Here is a 20,290-nt window from a genome sequence, read left to right as displayed (position 1 = left end):
GATGCTCCCACGCCCCGCCACCGCCCTCGCGCGCACCGCGCTGGTGACCGCCGCGGCGCTCGCCGCGACCACCGGAGCCGCCCACGCCGCGTCGGGCGGCGTCTCCGCCGCCGCCTCGCCGGCCCCGTCATCGACCGCGGGGACGCCCTCAGGGGGCGGAGCCTCGGCGGCAGGGGCCTCGTCCGCGAAGGGCACCGCATCCTCCAAGGGCACCGCCGCCGCGAAGGGCTCCGCCTCTTCGAAGGCCGCCAAGCCGAAGCGTGGAGCGTCGGCGGCGAAGGGGCGGGCCACGAACCAGCGCCCCTCACCCTCCGCCGTCGTCCGCACCGGGGCCTCTCGGCTCTCGGCCCGCGTCAGCCCGACGAGCACGGCGTCCGCCGGCACGCTGCGCCGCGACGAGGCGTTCCGCGTGCGCTGCCAGGTCAACGGCACCCCCACCACCGGCAAGTACGGCACCTCGCGGATCTGGAACCGGGTGAAGCTGAAGAACGGCCGCACGGGCTACGTGCCGGACGCGTCGACGGAGACGTCGTCGAAGAACGCCCTCGTCGCCCCCTACTGCGGCTACCCCGACCCGAAGCCCGCCGCCACCAACCTCGGACAGGGCCGCTGCCTGTCCGTCGCCAGCGTCGCGCTCGACCCGGCGCCCGCGACCCGGGCGGACTTCATCGCCGCCGCCGGCCCGCTGGCGAAGGAGTCGAAGCAGACGACCGGCGTGCCCGCCGCCGTCACCCTCGCCCAGGGCATCCTCGAGTCGGCGTCGGGCACCCTGACCGCCGGGGCGAACAACTACTTCGGCATCAAGGCCCAGCTCGTGTCCCCCGGCACGTTCCGCTGGGGCACGCAGGCCGTCGGCTGCGTCCACAAGCCGACGAACGAGGTCGAGGGCGGCCGGACCGTCCGCCAGATCGGCCAGTTCCGCATGTACCCCTCCATGCGCGAGTCGTTCGACGACCACGGCCTGTTCCTCAAGCAGAACAGCCGCTACGCCCCCGCGTTCGCCCACTCCGACGACCCGGAGAAGTTCGCCCAGGCGATCCACAGGGCCGGCTACGCCACCGACCCGAGCTACAGCAGCCTGCTGATCAAGCTCATGAACGACAAGACCCTGCCCCTCAAGGGCTGGGACGCGTAGGAGCCGTCGACGCGGGCGACCGCGACGGCGCCCGCGCGGCCGCGCGGGCCGCGCGGCCGGAGTCGCCGCTCGACCCCGGCCCCGCCGGCCTCAGTCGCCGCCGCCGGCGGGCTCGTTGACGCGCGGCGCCGTCAGGGCGTCCTCGTCCTTCGCGTTGGGGGCCGGCGGCTCGGAGGCGTCCTCGATCGGGGGCAGCGCGGAGGGGCTGGCGCCGTGGCGGACGGCCTCGCGCTCCAGGGCGATCTGGTCCGGCGTGTCGAGCCGGCCCGGGTGCCCGAGCCGGCCGAGCTCGGAGCCGTCGCGGCCGAAGAAGAGGCCCACGGTCCAGTCTGCGACGAGGCGGACCTTGCGCTTCGTCCCCGGCATCGAGGCCAGGTGGTAGGTGCGGGCGAGGAACCAGGCCGGGGCGCCGCGCCAACGCAGCCCGAGCGTCGACGCCACGGCCTTGCCGCGGCCGAGGTCGACGAACACGCCGAGCGTCTTGTACGTGAAGAGCTCGGGCTTGCGGCCCGAGAGCGTGCGGACGACGTTCTCCCCCACCTTGCGCCCCTGGCGGATCGCGTGCTGCGCCGTCGGCGGCGTCGGGCGCTCGAGGTTGCGGGGGTCCGGCACGTGCGCCGCGTCGCCGATGGCCCACACCCCGTCGACGTCCTGCACCTGCAGCGTGCGGTCCACGAGGATCCGGCCGGTGCGCTCGTGCAGCGGCAGGCCCATGCGCTTGACCACGGGGCTCGGCTTCACGCCCGCCGTCCACACCACGGTGCGGGTGCCGACGGTCTCGCCGCCCGCCAGCGTGGCCGTCGACTCCGTCATCGCGTCGATCGTCGTGCCGGTGCGGATCTCGATGCCGCGGGCCGTGAGCTCGCGGATGGCGAAGTCGGCCAGCGACGTCGGGATCTCCGGCATGACGCGGTCCTGCGCCTCGACGAGGATGAACCGCACCCCCTGGCTCTGGCAGCGCGGGTAGCTGTCGAGGACGTCCGTGGCGAAGTCCTGCAGCTCGGCCAGCCCCTCGAGCCCGGCGTAGCCCGCGCCGACGAAGACGAACGTCAGCCACTCGGCGCGCTCCTGCGGGTCGTCGATGCCCTCCGCCACCTCGAGGCTCTGCAGCAGGCGGTTGCGCAGCGCGATCGCCTCGGGCAGCGTCTTCATGCCGACGGCGTGCTCGGCGAGCCCCGGGATCGGCAGCGTGCGCGAGACGGAGCCGACGGAGACGATGAGCTGGTCGTAGGGCAGCTCCTCCTCGCGGCCGTCGCCGGTGGTGACGAAGACGACCTTGCGCTCGGGGTCCGCGCCCGTCACCGAGCCGAGGCGCAGCCGCGTGCCGTTGAGCTGCTCGCGTAGCGGCACGACGGCGTGGCGCGGCTCGAGCGTGCCCGCCGCCGCGCCCGGGAGCAGCGGTGTGTAGAGCAGGAAGTTCTGGTCGGAGACGAGCGTCACCTGCGCACTGTTGTGCGGCAGGAGCTTCTCGAGCTTGCGTGCGGCTTCGAGCCCTCCGAATCCGCCTCCGGCGATGACGATGTTCCAGGCCATAGGTCGAGCCTATGCCCCATGGCGCCATGAGGCGAACGGCACGAACGCCGCGGGGCCGGCACGGAGCGTGCGCCCCCCCCACAAACGACACGAGCGCCGCCCGGGGGCGACGCTCGTGAGGACTGCGGGACAAGGACTCGAACCTTGAATGCTGGAACCAGAAACCAGTGTGTTGCCGATTACACCATCCCGCAACGGGGGCCACCGAGGCGGCTCCGCGGTAGCGGATGATAGCGAGGCCGCCGCGACGATGCGGCGCGCTCGCGAGGAGGGGTCCGAGTGGCCTCCGCGACCGCCCGTGGGGCCGCCGCGGAGCTCAGGCGCCGACGGCGAAGAGGCCCGTGATGGTGTCCTCGAGGCCCGGGTCGAGGACGACGAGGACCTCGTCGCCCGCCTCGATGACCGTCTCGGCCTTCGGCACGAAGCCGGCGCCCTTGCGCAGGACGGAGATGATGAGCGAGCCCTCGGGCATGGAGATGTCGGCGACGCGCATGCCGGCGGCGGGCGCGGCCTCCGTCACCTCGACCTCGACGATCTCGAGCCGCTCCGCGTGCAGGTCGAGCAGGTGCACCAGGCCGAAGCTCGGGACCTCGTGCTCGATCAGGCGCAGGATCAGGTCGGTCGCGGAGACGACGGGCGCGACGCCCAGCAGGTCGAACAGCTCGCGGTTGCGCGGGTTGTTGACGCGGGCGATGGTGCGCTGGATGTCGTACTTCTCGCGGGCCATCTGGCAGATGAGGATGTTGTCCTCGTCGTCGCCGGTGACCGCGACGACGAGCTCGGCGCGCTGGATGCCGGCGCGCTCGAGCACCCACATCTCGGTGCCGTCGCCGTACTGGACGGCGTGCTCGAGCTCCTCCTCGATCGTGAGGTAGCGCCGGCGGGTCTGCTCGACGAGCGTGACCTCGTGCCCCTTGTCGATGAGCTCGCGGGCGAGGTTCCAGCCGACCTTGCCGCCACCGACGACCACGACGTACATCAGGAGACCTCGACGATCGCCGACTCGAACATGGAGATGGCCTGCAGGGTCGGGCAGATCGTCCGCACCCCCTGCTCGGCGTACCAGGTGGCGCGCGCGGGATCCATCACGCGGGCGATCACCGTCTTGACGACGAACCGCTTCTGCGCGACCTGCGCGATCACGAGGTTCGTGTTGTCGCCCGAGGTCGACGCGATGAAGACGTCGGCGTCGGCGATGCCGGCCTCCTTCAGCGCCTCGAGCTCGATGCCCTGACCGACCGTGAAGCGGCCCCCGGCCTCCTCCCACGAGGACGGCAGGCCCGCGTCGAGCCGCTCATGGCTCAACGGATCCTGGTCCAGGACGGACACGTCGTGCCCCTGCGCGAGCATGGACTGCGCGACGGCAGCGCCGACGCGCCCGGCTCCTACGATCAGCACGAACATACGCGCGGCACTGTAGCGCGGCGGCCGGGCGCGACCCCCGCCCCCGCCCGGCGCGTACGGGCCCTTCGGCGGGCGACGGCCCGCCGCGGGGCGCCCGGGCGACCCCCGCGTCGGCGCCCCGTCAGGCGAGGTCCGCGCGGACGAGCAGCGCCGTGCTCGTCACCCGGAACGCCTGCGGGTCCTCGTTACCGGCCTCGAGCACGTCGATCAGCGGCTCGCGGAGCGCCGCGTAGCGCTCGTCGCCAAGGGTCGCGCGGGCCGAGACCCAGAGCGGGTGCAGGGCGAGCCACTCGTCGGCGAGCGCCGTCGCCGACTCGGCGGTGAAGGCGTGCGGGAACGGATCCGCCTCGGGCACGACGCCGTGCGGGGCGAAGAGCGCGCGGAGGTCCTCCTGGTCGCCCCAGTCCAGCGCCCGGGCGGAGGCGGGGCCATCGGTCCCGCCGGCACCGTCGTCCGTGGCCTCGGCGATCGCCGTGTCCAGCAGGCCCCTGGCGTTCGCGAGCGCGCCGTCGCCCACCCACGTCGTCAGCACGATGCGCCCCTCCGGGGCCGTGACCCGCACGAGCTCGGCGACGGCCTGCTCCGGCGGCGCCGCGAAGATCACGCCGAAGACGGAGAGCGTGGCGTCGAACGTGTCGTCGACGAAGGGGAGGTCGAGCGCGTCGCCGCGCACCCAGTCGGCGTCGATGCCGGCCGAGGCGGCGCGACCCCGGGCCACCTCGAGCAGGCGCGCGGCAGGGTCGAGCCCGGTCGCGCGGGCGCCGTGCATCGCGGCCAGCAGCGCGGCGTTGCCCGTGCCGCAGCCCACGTCGAGCACCCGGTCGCCCGGCAGGATCTCGGCCGCCTCGACCGCAGCGCCGGCCGCGGGCGCCAGCTGCATCGCGGTCCGCTCGTAGCTGCCCAGGCCCCAGTCGATCATCGGTCCGGATCCTAGGCCTCCGGGCATACGAAGGTCGAGTCCGGCTCTACAGTCGATGGCGCGTCGTGGCGGTCCCGTCCGTCCCAGTGGCCGCCCGTCCTTTTCGGACGGGAGCCCGCGGCGCGTCCCTATTCACCTGTCCGCACCGGCGGACGCCCCGACACCAAAGACGTACCCCATGTCCCAGAAGTCACCCCGGCCAGCCGCGCGGCGAGCGCGCCTCGTAGGCGGCCTCGCTGCCCTCGTCCTCGGCGTGGTTCCCGCTGCCGCCGCAGCCGACCAGATTACGTCGCTGCGCGTCGTCAATGGCGACCCCGTCGTGGACCGGCCCATCGTCTTCGAAGGGCAGGGTGCCGTGGAGGGGGAGTACAGCAGCTACATCGCGGTCGACATCAATCCCCAGGGCGTCCCGTGCGCCTCGACGCACGAGCTGAACGCGAACGGGCGGGTCGACACAGAGCAAGTGCGCGTCTCAAAGGGTGCGTTCGCGGCCCGGGTTGACTTCTCACTGCAGTCTTCCGGACCGCGCACCGCTTGCGCATACGTCTACGAGAGCGCGTGGCCCGATGATCGGGCAACGGTGGGGCCCGTTTCGATGGCGTTCGACGTCCGCAACCCGTCCGCATCGCTGTCGATGAGCCTGCTCGGAACGGCGGCTCCGGGCCAGTCGGTGCCCCTGTCCGTCGTCACGTCCTCCGAGGTGCGCCGTGAGCTGCGGGTCGACCTCAACAACGAGGGAATCCCGTGTGGTCTGAATGCCTCTGTGAACAACGGGGACACCGTGCTGTCCGGACTCGCCCTCCTAGGCGGCCCGACGACGACCGTCTCGAACATCGGCCTGCCGTACACCGCCGGCCGATACCACCTGTGCGGCTACATCGGCCGTGATTCCTGGGACGCCACGCCCTTGGTCGTGGTCGACTCCGGCACCTTCCTCGTCGGCACGCCGCCCGCGCCGCCTGCGCCGGTCCCCGCCCCCAAGGCCTCCTGCACCGTCGGCCCGCGCACCGTGGCGTCCCGCGGCACGCTCGGCATCCGCTGCAAGAACGCCTCCGGATCCGTGGAGATCCGGGCCAAGCGCGGCGGGCGCACGGTCAAGGTGACGCGCCGGCTCGTCGGTGGCGTCGCAAAGATCCGTGTCAAGACGCTGCGGATGAAGCGCGGCGTGACGAAGATCAGCGTGTTCCAGGGCCGAGCCAAGCTGGCCGGCCGTTCGGTCCGACGCCGCTGAACAGGACGGGGCGGGCGCTTCGGCGCCCGTAACTCACAGCTGCTCGAGCCAGCGCTCGTCCTCGTCCGTCAGGCCGCCGTCCGTCTCCGGACCCGACTCCGCCTCGCGGCGGCGGCGCATCACGGCCTCCGTCTCGTCGAGCGCCGGGGCGGTGAGGATGACCTGGCAGTCCGCCTTGTCCACGACGTAGCGCGCGGTCTCGCCCAGCGCCTCGCCGCGGCCGCCCGAGGCGCCGAGCAGCGTGCCGCTGCGCCCGCTGCGGGCGCGCCCGGTCGGCGGCGGGGCGACCATCACGATCGCCTGGCAGCCGCGGCGGTGGGCCTCGTCCACGATCGCGCGGCCCAGGGAGCGGGCGCGGACGGCCGAGGTCGCCACACGCACGCCGTCGTACTCCTCGCCCACCGCGCGGGCACGGGCCAGCGCGGCCTTCGCCTCCTGGCGGCGGCCGTCCGGCAGCGGGCCGTCGATCGGCAGCGACATCGGCAGCACGTGGATCCACACGGCCTCGACGACGGCGTAGCCCTCTTCGAGATCCGTCTCGTCGTCGCCGCCCGCGAGCCGGCCGGCGGTCTGGATCAGGTCGTCGTCCAGTGCCGTGCCGAGGACGGGGACCAGGATGGAGCCGTACTCGGGGCGCTTCTCCTCGCGACGCAGCGCGCGCTCCGGGACGGCGACGCGGCCCCGGATCGGCAGGCCACGGTAGCGGCGGTAGGCCACGTAGCCGACGACGCCGACCGCCAGCCACGCCAGGCCGACGGTGCGCGCCGCGGGGTGCGAGACGACGACGGAGACCCAGACCAGGGCGCTGAGGATCGCCCCGAGGACGGCCGGCACGGGCAGGGACGCGCCGCGGAAGGGCACGTTGAACGGCATCCGGTAGGGCCGCTTGAGGTCCGGCTCCGTGAACCGCAGGCGGATGACGGAGACGTGGGCGATCGTCAGCGCGAGGAGGACGCCGAAGGCCATGGTGCCGACGAGCGCGTCCATGTCGCGGAACGAGACGAGCACCGCCGCGACGACGCCCGTGGCGGAGATCACGATCCACGGGGTGCCGTGCTTGTGGTGCAGGCGGCCGACGCGCGTGGGCAGCTGCCGGTGGCGGGCCATCTGGGCGGCGACGCGGCCCGCGCTGGAGAGCGAGGCGAGCGTCATGCCGATGAGCGTGGCCGCCGCGGCGACGCCGACGACGATCTTCAGCGCGTCGACCGGCCACGAGCCCGAGAGCTGGTCCACGATGCCGATCACCGGCGCGTCGATCCAGCGACCGCCGAGCGGCGTCTCGCCGTCGACCACCGGCAGGGCCATCAGCCCGACGACGGCGACGCCCGCGAACAGCACGAGCATCACGAGCGGCAGCGAGACGACGAGCCGCCGCAGCGCCGCGCGGTTGGCCCTCACCTCGCCCGCCAGGCCCGAGGCCGACTCCAGGCCGATCACGACGATCATCGCGGCGCCGAGGCCGAACAGCACGCCCTGCCAGTCCGGGCTCGTGCCGAGGTCGAGGCCCCGGGTCAGGGAGCCCGGGTCGGAGAGCAGCACGAGGCCCACGACCACGACCGCGGCCTGCAGCAGCAGGTCGACGGCGACGACGGCGCTCAGCCGCTTGATCTTCGTGGCGGGCCCGCCCGTGCCGCCCCGCACCGCGCGGACGGTCGCGAAGGTCAGGATGAGCGCCGCGAGCACGAGCTCGACGACGCCGCGCGCGGTCTCGGCCCACACGACCGCCAGGTAGTTCGTCGCCGCCAGCGTGGCCGCGGCCGTCAGGAGCACGGAGTCCAGGAGCAGCGACCACGCCGCGACGAAGCTCCACGCCTCGTCCAGCGCGTGCCGGGCGAACGTCGGAGAGCCGCCGCGCTCGGGGTGCAGCGACGCCCCCTCGACGTAGGTCATGACGGCGAGGGCGAAGAGGAACGCCGCGGCGACCATCACGATCGGGGTCGCGCCCAGGGCGGCGCCCGCGATCGGCCCGAGCAGCAGGTAGAGCCCGCCGGCCACGGACGCGTAGGTGATCGCGAACAGCGTCGGCGAGCCGAGCGTGCGGCGGGCGACGCGTTTCGAGCGGTCCATCGGCTCACCCACGGTCGTCCTCCTCCTTCGGCGTCGCGAGGCTCGCGCCGCGCCACGCCATCCAGGCGCGGCCGCCGCCCGCGAGCACGAAGAGCAGGCCGACGAGCACGCCGCGGGCCAGCGGCCCGCCCCCGCCGGCCAGGGCGATCACGACCATCGCCACGCCGAGCAGCGCCACGAGCGAGGAGAGCACGACGGTGGCCCCGCCGTAGAGCCCGCGGCGGGCCCCGGCGGCATCCTCCGGCGCCTGCGGCCCGGAGTCGTCCGGCCGGCGGGCGCCGCTCACGACGCCACCCCGTCGCGCTCGGCGAGCTGGGCGACCGTCCGCGACTCCGGGTCGGCCTGGAGGATCACGCGGCAGGGGCGTTCGGCCATCACGGTGTCGATGCTGCGGTAGATGGATCCCGACCCGGCCTTGGGCGGGATCGACATCACGATCGCCCGGGCCTTCGTGAGGCGCGCGTCCTCGACGATCACGCGGCCGAACTGCCCGGCGCGCACCTTGACCCAGCGGGCCTGCAGGCGGTTGCCGATCTGCAGCCGGGCCTCCTCGATGAGGGCCTCGGCGGCGCGCTCCTGCTCGGGCATGCGGGCGTCGATGGGCGCGGACTGCGGGACGACGATCGGCACCATCAGGTAGATGCCGCGGCGGCGCTTGGCCGCCACCACCGTGGCCGTGTTCATCGCGGCCTCGGAGTAGCGCAGGCCGAGCAGCGCCACGATCACGGACTCGTACTCCGCCTCGTGGTCGACGATGACGTCGGGCGTGGCGATCTTGTGGGTCGTCTTGAGGTCGAGGCCCTGGTTGCGGCGGTAGAGCGGGTAGATCACCAGCCCGGCGACCATCCAGCCCACGCCGGCCAAGGCGACCGCCGGGTGCAGCGCGACCACGACGACGAACGCGATGCCGGTGCCCAGGCCGCCGACCACCGCGAAGAGCGGGTACGAGACGCCGCGGATCGTGATGTTGCCGGGGCCGCGGTACGGCCGCGGGAAGTCGGGGTGCCGGGCCCGCAGCCGGATCACCGAGATGTGGGCGATCGTGAAGGAGAGCATCGCGCCGAACGCGTACATGTTCGACAGGAACGTGGCCTGCCCCGGGATGACCGCCAGCGCCGCGAGGGCGCCGAAGACGAGGATGCCCACCCACGGGGTGCCGAACTTCGGGTGCAGCGTGCGCAGCCGGTCGGGCATCTGCCGGTGCACGCCCATGGAGTAGACGAGGCGTGAGACGCCGATCACGCCGGCGTTCGTGGCGAGGAACAGGATCGTCGCGGCGAGCAGGCCGACGTAGACCTGCACGGGCTGCTGGAGGACCCCGAGGTCCATGTTCTTCACGACGCCCAGGATCGGGTCGCCGGCGAACCCGCCCTGGTCCTCCTCCAGGCCCAGCAGCGTGAAGTACTCCCCGGTCTTCGGGTCCTGCTGCACCGGGAGCGCCGAGAGGGCGACCATCGGCAGGAAGGCGTAGATCGCGAAGACGGCGATCACGACGCGCTTGATCGCAGCGGGCACCGTCGTGCCCGCGTCCTTGGCCTCCTCGGCCATGTTCGAGATCGTCTCGATGCCCGTGTAGGCGACCATGCCGATCGGGATCGCGATCAGGAAGTCCTTCCACTCCGGAGAGACGCCCAGCTCGACGTTGTCGATGAGCGTCTCCGGGCTGAAGACGAGGAACATCCCCAGGCCGACGAGCAGCACCTGGGTGAGGAAGTCCGTGACCGCCAGCGCGATGTTGACCCCGGCGGACTCCTTCGCGCCGACGATGTTGATCGACGCGAGGATGCCGATGACCACGATCGCGAAGACGACGTCGCCCGGCGCGCTACGCAGGAACTCCAGCGGCTCGAACAGCCCGCCGATGTAGTGCGGCACGAAGTACGAGCTGATCGCGATCGTGATCGTGTAGTTCAGCATCTGCCCCCAGGCAGCGAAGAACGACCAGAACTCGTTGAACGCGCGGCGGGCGAAGCTCGAGGACCCGCCGGCCTCGGGGTACATCGCGGTCGCCTCGGCGTACGTGGCGGCCGTCAGGAAGAAGATGACGCCCGTGATGACGAAGACGACGGGCGTCAGGCCGAGCGCGAAGCCGGCCACGAGCCCGAGGGCGTAGTAGATGGACGACCCGACGTTGCCGTAGGCCGTCGAGAAGAGCGCGTTGGTCCCGAGGACGCGCTGGAGTCCGTGGAGGCGACGTTCGGCCATGGCCGGTCGGGCAGTCTACGCCTCGCCCACGCCGGACCGGCCGACCCCGTTCAGGCGGTGCGGGACGGGCCCGCACCGCGCCGGCCGCGGACCGTCGCCGCAGTGCCCCCGCGACGCGACCGCGCGTCAGCGCACCCGCAACGCGGCCCGCCCGACCGCCACGTCGTTCGAGACGAAGCGCGCCGTCCACCGGCCCTTCGCGAGGCGCCCGACCTTCAGGGTCGCGGTGCCCTCCGCCCCGACCGTCGCGCGGGCCGTGCGGCTGCGCTGGCCCTTGCGGGTCAGCCGGGCCGTCACCTCGCCGGTGAAGTTGCAGCGCAGGCGGGCGGCCCGCCCGCGACGGACGGACGAGGGCCGGAAGGAGCAGCCGGGCTGGGCGACCTGCACCGTGCGCTGGAACGACGCGACGTCGTCGGTGACGTAGCGCTGGTACGCGCAGAGCAGCACCTGCTCGACACCCAGCCGGACGACGAAGGGCGGCGACGTGATCGACCAGTCCTGGCCCGTGGCCGGGGGTGTCGGGCTGATGCGGATCGCGCCGTCGCCGACCACGAACCCGGTCGGGGAGGCCGACGCGTTGAGCCCCGGCAGGTTGATCACCTTCTGGAGCTGGCCGCCGAAGCTCGGGGCGCACGCGGGGTCGATGCGCGGGTCCTGCGCGTACATCGAGACGCCGAAGAGGATGCTCGTCGGCGACGTGGGCTCCCCCCACTCCGCGTGGCCGGAGAGCTTCACGGTCTGGGCCGTCCCGGCCACGAGCGGGCCGTCGGCGTCGACCTGCAGGGTGTTGCCCGGGTAGGACGGGGCCGTCACGCCCCCGTCGGCACCCGCCACCGCGGGCAGGGCGAGCAGCAGACCGGCCGCGAGGGCCAAGGGACGGACGGACGGACTCGGCACGGCGGGCTCCCGGGGACTGGCGGACGACGCCCCCGACCGGCGGCGGACGGGGACCGATCGGTCGAGCCTAGGCCCGCCCGATGCCCGCGGGTGTCAACGTCGCGTGAAGGCCGCGGGCGGCTGCGCCCGCGGCCCCCTGAGCGCTACTGGCCGGGCGTCCAGAGCCCGCTGCCGCCGGCTCCGGGGCCCGCGGGGCCGCCGGGGCCGCCGGACGCGCCGCCCGACGAGGGTGCCGGGGCGCCGGTGATCTTCGTGTAGGCGATCTGGAGCTGCGAGAGCGCCTGATCGACCTGGCTGGCGTTCGGGCCGAGCAGCGGGGCCGCCAGCGGCTGCAGCGCGCGGATGACCTCGATCGCGAGGCCGAGCTGGTCGGGGTCGGTGTCGCCGGCCTCCTCCGGGGGGCCGGCGAGGCCGCCGCGGCGGCCGCCGACCTCGATGATGCTCGCGAGGGCCTGGACGAGCAGCTCCTCGACGCGGATGTTCCGCATCTGCTCCTCGTACGCGGCCATCATCTCCTGCTCGGAGGGCTGGCCGCCCGGCTGGGCGCCGGGGTCGTTCGGGTCCTGGGTGCTCACGTGGATCGCTCCTTTAGGGGTCGGTGCGCGGGCTCGCGGAAGCGGGGTAGGAGTCCTGGGTCTCCTGCACGGCGGCGGCGAACGCCTCGGCGGGCGAGGCGCCCTCGGCGACGCGGTCCTGCTGGCGCTGGGCGCCGTTCCTCTCGGGGAACCGCGGCTCGATGCCGAGCTCGGAGCGCACGGGCGCCGTCCACTCCAGGAGCCGGTCGGCGGCCGCGGCCGCGGGGTACTCCGCGCGGGCGTCCCAGTCGACGAGCTTGCCGGCGCGGCCGTCGCGGATCGCGCGCCACATGTTCTCCTCGACCAGGCGCGCGACGGGCGGCTCGAAGGGGCGGCCCTCGTCGTGGTCGCGGGCGGCCTGCATCGCGCAGGCCACGATGAGCTGCGTGAGCGCCTCGGCCTCGGCCGCCGTGCTCTGGGCGTCGGCGATGCGGATCTCGACGGTGCCGAACGAGATGTGCGGCCGGACGGACCACCACACCTGGGTGTACTCCTGGATGGAGTCCGTGGCCTGCAGGAGCTCGAGGTACTCGCAGAACGCGCGCCACGAGCCGAAGTGGTCCGGCACGCCGCAGCGCGGGAACGACTTCGTGAACGTCTGCGTGCGCACGGAGTGCAGCCCCGTCTCGAGCCCGTCGACGAAGGGCGAGTTCGCCGAGAGCGCCAGGAGCTGCGGCAGCACGCCGCGCAGGCGGTCGCAGACGGCGACCGCCCGGTCGGGATCGCGGATGCCGACGTGGACGTGCAGCGAGAAGGTCGCGTTGCGCTGGGCGACCCAGCGCAGACCCTCCACGACGCGCTGGTAGTGCTCCGTGTCGATGAACGTCTGGTGGCGGTAGTCGTCCCACGGGTGCGTGCCCGTGGCGCCGAGGCAGACGCCGAGGTCCTGCGACGCGGCGAACAGCCGGCGGCGGTGCTCGCGCTGGAACCCGAGGGCGTCCGAGAGCGTCTCGCCCTTGCCCGAGCGGATCTCGACCTCGGTGCGGATGAGCTCGCCCGCCACGGACGTCGCCAGCAGCGGGTCCCGGTTCGTCAGCGCCTGCAGGTCCTCGAACCGCGGGACCAGGTCCAGGGTGGCCGGGTCGAGGAGCATGAACTCCTCCTCGATCCCCACCGTCCCGTCGGTGCCGGAGGCGTAGGCCGCGGTCGCCGCGGGCAGGTCGATGGCTGCGTCGGCACCCATCAGGCGGGACGCTCGGAGGTCGCGGGAGAAGGCATCTAGGCGAGGTAGTAGTACAGGGCGTGGAGCAGATCCACGGCGGGACTGGAGGTGTGCACCGTCACCTCGGGCGGCGTGCGCAGGAGCGTGCCGCTGTAGTTGAAGATGATCTGCACCCCGGCGTCGACGAGCTCGTCCGCCAGGCCCTGGGCGGCCTTCGCGGGGGAGGCGATGACGCCGACGACGACCTCGTTCTCGCGCACGACGTCGCCGAGGTGGCGGACGTCGCCGATCACGAGGTCACCCAGCGGGGCGCCGATCTTGCCCGGGTCGTTGTCGAGGACGGCCACGATCTCGAAGCCGTGGTCGGCGAACACGTCCGAGCCGGCGATGGCCCGGCCGAGGTACCCCGCACCGAGCAGGACGATGCTCACGTGCGTGCTGGTGTGCAGGATGGAGCGGATCTTCGTGACCAGCTCCTCGACGTCGTAACCGACGCCGCGCTTGCCGAACCGGCCGAAGCCGGAGAGGTCTCGGCGGATCTGCGTCGAGTTGACGTGGGTGTGGGCGGAGAGCTCCTGCGAGCTCATCGTCGCGCGGCCCATCTTCCGGGCCTGGGTCAGCGTCTGCAGGTACCGGGAGAGCCGCTCGGCCTGGCCGACGCCGAGCCGGACCTCCGGCACCGCGGGCTCTTCGCGCTCGACGGGCGCGAGCTCGACGGACGCCAGCTCCGTGGCGGCGACGGGTACGGCGGGCTCCACCACCGTCGGGCGGTCCTCGATCCGCCGCAGCGGCTGGGCGGCGATGCGGCGGGCGGCGACGGCGGAGAGGGGGGTGGCGGTGCTCGGCGGGCGCCGGCCCTCCGCGCCACCCACGGCCTCGCGGCGGGCACGCACGTCGCGGACGGCGGCCAGCACCTTCTCGGCGTCGACGGCGAAGTCGCACAGCTCCTCGCCCGCGACCGCCACCACGGGGATGCGCTCGAGGTAGCGGGCGTGCAGGCGGTCGTCGCGCTCGATGTCGACGGTCCGCACCGCGAAGGGCTCCTGGCCGCTCAGCGCCTCGAGATCGGCCAGCGCGTCCTCGCACAGGTGGCAGCCGGCGCGCAGGAAGACGACGACCTCTGGGGGCGGGGCGGGCACCCCCCGATCCTGTCAGACGTGGCGACCGGGACGGCGCCCGATCGGCCGGGGTGATGGCGCGATCAGCCGGGTGGCGGGGCCGGGCCATCCGCCCCGGGCGTCCCCCGCGAGCCCGTCGAGGCGGTGTCCGTCGGGCGCCCGGGCCGGGTGCCCGTCAGGCGACGGGCGCAGGTGGACGCTGTCCCGTGCCGTAGGCCTCGAGGCCCGGCACGTCGCCCGCCGCCAGCGCCGGCCGACGCAGCGCCACGGCGGCGATCATCGCGGCGTTGTCGGTGCAGAGCGCCCGCTCGGGGATCGCGACGGACGCCGGCAGGGCCCGCAGCCGCTCGCGCAGGGGGCCGTTCGCCGCCACCCCGCCGCCGACGGCGAGGCGGTCCGTACCCGTGGCCTCCAACGCGCGCTCGACGCGGATCGCAAGCGTCTCGACGACGGCGTGCAGGTAGGACGCCGCGAGGTCGGCGCGGTGGCGCTCCGCCTCGGCCTCCCCCATGTCGCGGATCCGGTAGAGCAGCGACGTCTTCAGCCCGGCGAAGGAGAGGTCGAGACCCTTGACGCCCTTCGCCGTCGGGAACGCGAACGCCGTGGGATCGCCGTCCCCGGCGAGGCGCTCGAGCGCGGGGCCACCGGGGTAGGGCAGCCCGAGCAGACGGGCGCCCTTGTCGACGGCCTCCCCCGCCGCGTCGTCCAGCGTCCCCCCGAGCTCCTGGATCCGCCCGTCGTCGTCGACGCGGGCGAGGAACGTGTGGCCGCCCGAGGCCACGAGCGCCACGAAGGGCGGGTCGAAGGAGAGCGGGGCCAGCGTGCAGGCCAGGACGTGGCCCTCGAGGTGGTCGACCGGGACCAAGGGGATCCCGCGCACGACGGCGAGCGCCTTGGCCGTCTGCAGGCCGACGAGCAGCGCGCCGACGAGCCCGGGGCCCTGGGTGACCGCGATGCGGTCCACGTCGTCCAGCACGATCCCAGCGGTCCGTAGCGCGTCGGCGACGACGAGGTCGCAGCGCTCGACGTGCGCGCGGGCGGCGAGCTCGGGGACGACGCCGCCGTACGCGTCGTGGATCCCCTGGCTCGAGATGACGTTGGACAGGATCCGGCCGTCGTCGTCGACGACCGCCGCGCAGGTGTCGTCGCAGCTCGTCTCGATGCCGAGGATCACCGCAGGCCCCCGTGGTCGCCGCGGACGTCGGGCGGGACGGGGCCCCGCGAGCCGGGGCCCGTGACCTCCTCGGCGCCGGGGACGTCGTCCACCCGGCCCTGCAGCGTCGCGGGGGTGCGCCACATGATGAGGGCGTCCTCGCCGTCGTCGCGGTAGTACCGCCGGCGGGTGCCGACGGAGAGGAACCCGAGCTCGTCGTAGAGCGCGCGGGCGCCCCGGTTCGACGGCCGGACCTCGAGGGTCAGCCGCGCGTCGTCCCCGCCGGCGCGGTCGATGACGTGCTCGAGCAGCGCACGGGCGATGCCCTCCCGGCGGCGGTTCGGGTCGACGCACACGTTCATGACGTGGAACGCGTCGTCGTAGCGCGAGACGATCGCGTAGCCCAGCAGCGCCGGCGCGGTGCCCGTCTGCCCCGCCCCGAAGCCACGCGCGACGACGCACAGCCCGCCGGGCTTCGCCGTCTCGAGCACGAACATCGCCAGGGACCACGGGGCCCGGTAGCTGCGGCGCTCGATCGCGAGCACCTGCGGCATGTCGGCGAAGGTCAGGCGCTGGATCGCCACCCCACGGCGGGTGGGGCTGTGCGAGCCGTCGCCGGAGGGCGGGCCCTGGGGGGCGGGATGAGGGACGGGAGGGGTCACCGGCGCTCCGCGGTCGGCACGGCGTCCGCATCCCGAACGTACACGGGGCGCAGCGCCTCCCGCTCCACCGGGGCGATCCGGGCGCCCGCGCGGATCAGGGCGACGCCGTCGACCTCGTGGTGGTGCGGCTCGTCGGGGACCTCGACGCCGGCGTCGCGCAGCTCCCCGGCGCGCGGCACGGCCCCGTCGCCGACCGCGACGGCGGGGAGCACGGGCAGCGCGGCGACGGCCGCGGCCAGCCCGTCCTGGGGCACCGTCCACGGGTGGGCGAGCGCGGCGTGGTCCTCCCCCGCGCCGTGCAGCGAGACGAAGAGCTCCCGGCGGCGCGCGTCCTGGACCACGAGCACGGGGCGACCGGCCCACGGGGCCCCGGGACCGCCCGCGGCCTCGGCCAGCGCGGCCGGGGTCTCCACGCCGACGAGCTCCGCGCCGGTCGCCAGGGCGACGGAGCGCCCCGTCGCGACCCCGACCCGGATGCCCGTGAAGGTCCCCGGCCCGAGGCCGAGCACGAGGCGCCCGACGTCGTCCCAGCCCGCGCCGAGCTCCCCGAGGCACTCCTCCGCCAGGCCGAGGAGCAGGCGGGTATGGCCGGGCCGCTCGCCCGGCCCGGGGAGGGCGATCCGGGACGCGGAGCGGCCGTCGGGGGACGTCGCGCCCGCCACGGTCGCGGGGGTGGCGGTGTCGAGCCCGAGGACGATCGGCCGCGCGGCGGTGCTCCCGCGCGCGCCGTGCCGGCGCCCCGCCGCGTCCGGGGTGCTCACGTCCGGTCCGCCTTCCAGCGCAGGACGGCCTCGCGGGCGTCGTCCCCCGCGTGCTCCAGCTCGACCTCGAGCACGACGCGGTCGGCGATCAGCGCCGCCATGGGCTCGGGCCACTCCACGAACGCGACGACGTCGCCCGTCAGCTCGTCGGCGATGAGGTCCTCGTCCTCCTCGCCCAGGGCGCGCAGGCGGTAGAGGTCGAGGTGCGCGATCCGCACCCCGTCGCCGTCGTAGCGGTGGGCGAGCGCGAAGGTCGGCGAGGTCACCCGCGCGGTCGCGCCCAACGCGGCCGCCGCGCCGCGGACCAGCGTGGTCTTCCCCGCGCCCAGGTCGCCGCGCAGCAGCACGACGTCGCCCGCCCGCAGACGGGCCGCGATCTCGGCGCCCAGCGCGGCCGTCGCGTCGGGGTCCGCCGTGCTTCGGCGCTCCGCCCGGACCTCGCCGCCGTGGGCGTCACCGGGCGCCTCTCTCGCAGGACGCATCGGTCCCCAGTCTACGTCCTCTAGGCTCCATCCCTCGTGCCGTCCGACGCCTCAGCGCCGACGGGGCGGCCCTCCTCGTCCTCGCCCACTCCCTCCGGACCCCTCGCGCGCCTGAAGGCGTTCCGCGGGACGGAGACGGGGCGCACGGCCGAGCTGGCCGCCGCGTCCATGCTCAACAACGCGATCCAGCTGCTCTTCACGGTGCTGCTGACGCGCCTGTTGGGCAAGACGGGCTACGCCTCGCTGGCGGCCCTCGTCGCGGCGTTCCTCATCCTTCAGGTCTCGGGCCAGGCGATGCAGGCCGCCGCCGCCCGCGCGATCGTCCGCTGGACGACGCAGGGCCACCAGGAGCCCTACCGCGAGGTCCGCGGCTGGACGGTCCACGCGCTCGCGCTGTCGTTGGTCGTCGCGGTGCTGGGCGTCGTCTTCCGGCAGCCGCTGGCCGATCTGATCGGCGTCGGCCCCCACCCGTGGGCCGCAGCCGTGCTGCCCGTCTCCGGCGCGCTCTACCTGCTCGTCTGCCTGCAGCGCGGGGCGCTCCAGGGCCTGGGCGACTTCGACGCCCTCGGCGGCTCCATCGTCATGGAGGCCGTGCTGCGCCTGGGCGCGGCGATCGTCCTCGTCTCGATCGGCATGGAGGTCACGGGGGCCTTCGCCGCCGCCCCCGTCGCCTTCGCGATCCTCGTCGTCGGCATGGACCGGCGCCTGCGCCACAAGCACGTCGACGGTGCGGTCACGGCCGCCGGCGAGGACGAGAAGCCCGTCACGCTGTGGCACCTGGCGAAGTGGGAGCGGACGGTCATCGTCTCGCTGCTGCTCGTGGCGATCATGCAGAACGTCGACACGATCCTGGCCAAGCGCGAGCTCGACGAGAGCGTCGCGGGCTCCTACGCCGCCGCCGCCGTCGCGGCGAAGGCGGTCGTCTGGGTCGCCGTCGGCGTCGCCCTGCAGCTGCTGCCGGAGGCCACCCGCCGGGCGGTGGCGGGCGAGAACCCGCACCCCGTGCTGCGCCGGGCGATCGCGTTCCTCTTCCTCATCGGCGTGCCGGCGATCCTCATCTTCGTCGCCATCCCGGGCTGGCTCCTGCGCACGGCGTTCGGCCCGACGTTCGACTCCGCCGCCGGCGCGCTGCCCCTGCTGGGCGTGGCGATGCTGTTGCTCTCGATCACCCTGATGTCGGTGCAGTACCTCTCCGCGATCGGCCGCCACCGCCACCTGCTGCCGCTGCTCGTGCTCGCGATCGCCGAGGTGACGATGCTGGCCCGCACGGGCTGGACCGCCACCGAGTTCGCCACGATCGTCCTCGCCGCCCAGGCCGCCGCGGCCTCCATCACCCTGGCGCTCGCCTGGTGGACGCCCCCGGCGCCCGGCGTCGAGGTCGAGTCGGACGACGAGCCCATCGGCCTCGCGGCCCGCGGTGGCCAGGACGCCCCCCCGCGCGGCGCGACGGCCGAGACGCCCGCCGTCGGCTGACGCGGCACCCGGCGGGCAAGGGGGCCTGCGGTCGTCGGCCCGCGACGCCCCGCGCGCCGAGCCGGCCGCCACCCCTGGTCCCGGCCCGACGCGTCCCCTAGGCTGCCGCCATGTCCGGGATCGAGGGGCGCCGGCGGGCGGCGGTCGACCGGCTCGGTGACGCCTACGCCGCCGGGCGGCTCGGCACCGGCTCGCTCGAGCTGCGGGTCGTGACCGCGCTCGAGGCCCGCGGCGACGACGGCCTGCGCCGCGCCCTCTGGGGCCTGCCCGACGCCACGACCGGACTCGTGCGACGGGGCAGGGAAGCGCTCGACGCGTTGCGCGGCCCGGCGGCCGGGCTGCTGCTCGCCGGTGCACCGCCGCTGCTCGTGGCACCCACGGGCGAGCGCCAGGCGTGGACGGTCGGTCGCGGCTCGGGCTCCGACGTCCACCTGGACCACCCCTCCGTGTCGCGCCGCCACGCGCGCGTGGCGTTCCGCGGCGGCTGCTGGACCGTCGAGGACCTCGGGTCGTGCAACGGCACCCTCGTCAACGGCGTCCGCGTCGACCGCCACGAGCTGCGCCGCGGCGACGTCGTCGCGTTCGCGGCCGTCAGCGCGCGGCTGGCGTGGGGTCCGTGACGCCGCCGTCCGCGTCCTCGTCCCGGGCCGCGTAACCACGCCAGCCGCCGAACAGCAGCGTCACGATCGCCAGCGGGACGGTGGCCGGCAACACGTCCACGACTGCGAAGAGCAGGTCGAACACGAGCGAGACGCCCAGCGTGGCCGCCGCGGCCGCGGCCTGGACGCGGCGGCGGGCGCCCTCCGCCGCGAGCACGGCGCCGAGGACGCCCGCGACGAAGACGTCGCCGTAGCCCATCGAGGCGCCCTCGAAGCGCACGAACTGCAGACGCGGCAGCTCCGTCGCGGCGACGGAGGGCACGGCCGCGTTGAGGGTCGCGTTCGGCGCTTGGAGCCCACCGGAGAAGACGAGGACCGCGTCGATCACGGCCATCGCCACGAGCGCGATGCGGATCCACGCCAACGGGGGCACGACGGTGAGCGCCCGGCGCACGGCGGCCGCGCCCGCGGGGACGGCGCGGGCCGTGCGCTCCGGGTCGACGCCCCCGACGACGCCGGCCAGCAGGCGGCCCAGCGTCACGCAGGAGAGGGCGGTGAGCAGCAGCGCGGCGACGTCGCCCGCACGGTCGTCCGGCAGGGCCACGGCGACGACGATCGCCGGGAGCGCCAGCAGCGCCAGCCACGGCCGCGCGCCGTGCATCGCCCACCCCACCGCGCCGGCCGCGAGCGGCGGGACGGCCAGCAGCGCCAGCCACGTCAGGCCGCTGGCCAGCGCGGGCACGACGGCCAGCGCGGCCACGACGATCGCGATCGACAGCGGCAGCACGAGCGACCAGCCGCGGCCGGCGAAGCGGCGTGCGAACGCGGGCAGGCCGGCGGCGGGCAGCGCGACGAGCAGCGACTGCATCGCCACGAGCACCATGTTCTGCCAGGAGTACGGGAGCGGGCCCACG

General features: G+C 74.5%; 20 protein-coding genes and 1 tRNA gene. 4 read left to right on the top strand and 17 right to left on the bottom strand.

The features are described from left to right. Position 1: 1 nt before the first annotated feature. Positions 2-1,135 carry a glucosaminidase domain-containing protein gene (locus tag F593_RS28020; protein WP_022928343.1) on the top strand — a complete coding sequence of 378 codons (1,134 nt, stop codon included), beginning with the start codon at positions 2-4 and terminating at the stop codon, positions 1,133-1,135. Positions 1,136-1,225: 90 nt separating this feature from the next. On the opposite strand, the gene F593_RS23600 is transcribed toward F593_RS28020, so the two are convergent. The 5 genes from F593_RS23600 to F593_RS0108535 all read right to left on the bottom strand — a co-directional run bounded on the left by F593_RS23600 (position 1,226) and on the right by F593_RS0108535 (position 4,991). Further along, positions 1,226-2,668: an NAD(P)/FAD-dependent oxidoreductase gene (locus tag F593_RS23600; protein WP_022928342.1), complete on the bottom strand. Its 1,443-nt coding sequence runs from the start codon at positions 2,666-2,668 to the stop codon at positions 1,226-1,228. Positions 2,669-2,790: 122 nt separating this feature from the next. After that, a tRNA-Gln gene (locus F593_RS0108550) sits at positions 2,791-2,862 on the bottom strand. A gap of 122 nt (positions 2,863-2,984) precedes the next feature. Beyond that, a complete protein-coding gene (locus tag F593_RS0108545) occupies positions 2,985-3,647 on the bottom strand; it encodes a potassium channel family protein (RefSeq protein WP_022928341.1) in 663 nt (220 codons plus the stop codon). Continuing rightward, positions 3,647-4,072: a potassium channel family protein gene (locus tag F593_RS23595; protein ID WP_022928340.1), complete on the bottom strand. Its 426-nt coding sequence runs from the start codon at positions 4,070-4,072 to the stop codon at positions 3,647-3,649. Before F593_RS23595 ends, F593_RS0108545 begins: the two co-directional genes overlap by 1 nt. A 121-nt stretch (positions 4,073-4,193) precedes the next feature. After that, entirely contained in the window at positions 4,194-4,991 is a 798-nt protein-coding gene (locus tag F593_RS0108535; protein ID WP_022928339.1) for a class I SAM-dependent methyltransferase, read from the bottom strand. 178 nt (positions 4,992-5,169) lie between these two features. On the opposite strand from F593_RS0108535, the gene F593_RS29830 reads away from it, so the two are divergent. Further along, on the top strand, positions 5,170-6,222 hold the full coding sequence (locus F593_RS29830; protein WP_157251677.1) for a hypothetical protein: 1,053 nt from the start codon (positions 5,170-5,172) through the stop codon (positions 6,220-6,222). A gap of 33 nt (positions 6,223-6,255) precedes the next feature. On the opposite strand, the gene F593_RS0108520 is transcribed toward F593_RS29830, so the two are convergent. The 11 genes from F593_RS0108520 to tsaE all read right to left on the bottom strand — a co-directional run bounded on the left by F593_RS0108520 (position 6,256) and on the right by tsaE (position 17,304). Beyond that, complete coding sequence (locus F593_RS0108520) at positions 6,256-8,289, bottom strand: amino acid permease (protein WP_022928336.1); 2,034 nt, start codon at positions 8,287-8,289, stop codon at positions 6,256-6,258. Between the two features lie 4 nt (positions 8,290-8,293). After that, on the bottom strand, positions 8,294-8,575 hold the full coding sequence (locus tag F593_RS0108515) for a hypothetical protein (protein ID WP_022928335.1): 282 nt from the start codon (positions 8,573-8,575) through the stop codon (positions 8,294-8,296). Then, positions 8,572-10,494 carry an amino acid permease gene (locus F593_RS0108510; RefSeq protein ID WP_022928334.1) on the bottom strand — a complete coding sequence of 641 codons (1,923 nt, stop codon included), beginning with the start codon at positions 10,492-10,494 and terminating at the stop codon, positions 8,572-8,574. The genes F593_RS0108515 and F593_RS0108510 overlap by 4 nt, the downstream gene beginning before the upstream one ends. A gap of 126 nt (positions 10,495-10,620) precedes the next feature. Beyond that, entirely contained in the window at positions 10,621-11,391 is a 771-nt protein-coding gene (locus F593_RS0108505; RefSeq protein ID WP_157251675.1) for a hypothetical protein, read from the bottom strand. Between the two features lie 143 nt (positions 11,392-11,534). Then, a complete protein-coding gene (locus F593_RS0108500) occupies positions 11,535-11,966 on the bottom strand; it encodes a hypothetical protein (RefSeq protein WP_022928332.1) in 432 nt (143 codons plus the stop codon). Between the two features lie 13 nt (positions 11,967-11,979). Further along, positions 11,980-13,149 (bottom strand): carboxylate-amine ligase, encoded by a 1,170-nt coding sequence (locus F593_RS0108495; protein WP_022928331.1) that lies wholly within the window; start codon positions 13,147-13,149, stop codon positions 11,980-11,982. 35 nt (positions 13,150-13,184) lie between these two features. Beyond that, positions 13,185-14,267, bottom strand: coding sequence for a redox-sensing transcriptional repressor Rex (locus tag F593_RS28015; RefSeq protein ID WP_022928330.1), 1,083 nt, complete (start codon positions 14,265-14,267; stop codon positions 13,185-13,187). A 154-nt stretch (positions 14,268-14,421) separates the two neighbouring features. Further along, positions 14,422-15,420, bottom strand: a complete 999-nt coding sequence (tsaD, locus tag F593_RS23590; RefSeq protein WP_022928329.1) for a tRNA (adenosine(37)-N6)-threonylcarbamoyltransferase complex transferase subunit TsaD — start codon at positions 15,418-15,420, stop codon at positions 14,422-14,424. Then, positions 15,417-15,983, bottom strand: coding sequence for a ribosomal protein S18-alanine N-acetyltransferase (gene rimI / locus F593_RS23585; RefSeq protein ID WP_022928328.1), 567 nt, complete (start codon positions 15,981-15,983; stop codon positions 15,417-15,419). Before rimI ends, tsaD begins: the two co-directional genes overlap by 4 nt. A gap of 74 nt (positions 15,984-16,057) precedes the next feature. Beyond that, positions 16,058-16,822 (bottom strand): tRNA (adenosine(37)-N6)-threonylcarbamoyltransferase complex dimerization subunit type 1 TsaB, encoded by a 765-nt coding sequence (gene tsaB, locus F593_RS0108475; RefSeq protein ID WP_022928327.1) that lies wholly within the window; start codon positions 16,820-16,822, stop codon positions 16,058-16,060. Continuing rightward, complete coding sequence (gene tsaE / locus F593_RS0108470; protein WP_022928326.1) at positions 16,819-17,304, bottom strand: tRNA (adenosine(37)-N6)-threonylcarbamoyltransferase complex ATPase subunit type 1 TsaE; 486 nt, start codon at positions 17,302-17,304, stop codon at positions 16,819-16,821. Before tsaE ends, tsaB begins: the two co-directional genes overlap by 4 nt. A gap of 36 nt (positions 17,305-17,340) precedes the next feature. On the opposite strand from tsaE, the gene F593_RS0108465 reads away from it, so the two are divergent. Continuing rightward, positions 17,341-18,777 (top strand): lipopolysaccharide biosynthesis protein, encoded by a 1,437-nt coding sequence (locus F593_RS0108465; protein ID WP_022928325.1) that lies wholly within the window; start codon positions 17,341-17,343, stop codon positions 18,775-18,777. 110 nt (positions 18,778-18,887) lie between these two features. Then, on the top strand, positions 18,888-19,397 hold the full coding sequence (locus tag F593_RS28010; protein WP_022928324.1) for an FHA domain-containing protein: 510 nt from the start codon (positions 18,888-18,890) through the stop codon (positions 19,395-19,397). Here the strand turns inward: F593_RS28010 and F593_RS0108455 are convergent. Then, positions 19,369-20,289 carry a hypothetical protein gene (locus F593_RS0108455; protein ID WP_022928323.1) on the bottom strand — a complete coding sequence of 307 codons (921 nt, stop codon included), beginning with the start codon at positions 20,287-20,289 and terminating at the stop codon, positions 19,369-19,371. The two genes, F593_RS28010 and F593_RS0108455, sit on opposite strands and share 29 nt — an antisense overlap. Position 20,290: the final 1 nt, after the last annotated feature.

Source organism: Patulibacter americanus DSM 16676 (genome assembly GCF_000420025.1).
Taxonomy (GTDB): domain Bacteria; phylum Actinomycetota; class Thermoleophilia; order Solirubrobacterales; family Solirubrobacteraceae; genus Patulibacter; species Patulibacter americanus.
Note: the sequence above shows the minus strand (reverse complement) of the source record. Positions and strands in the feature narration are given on the sequence as shown.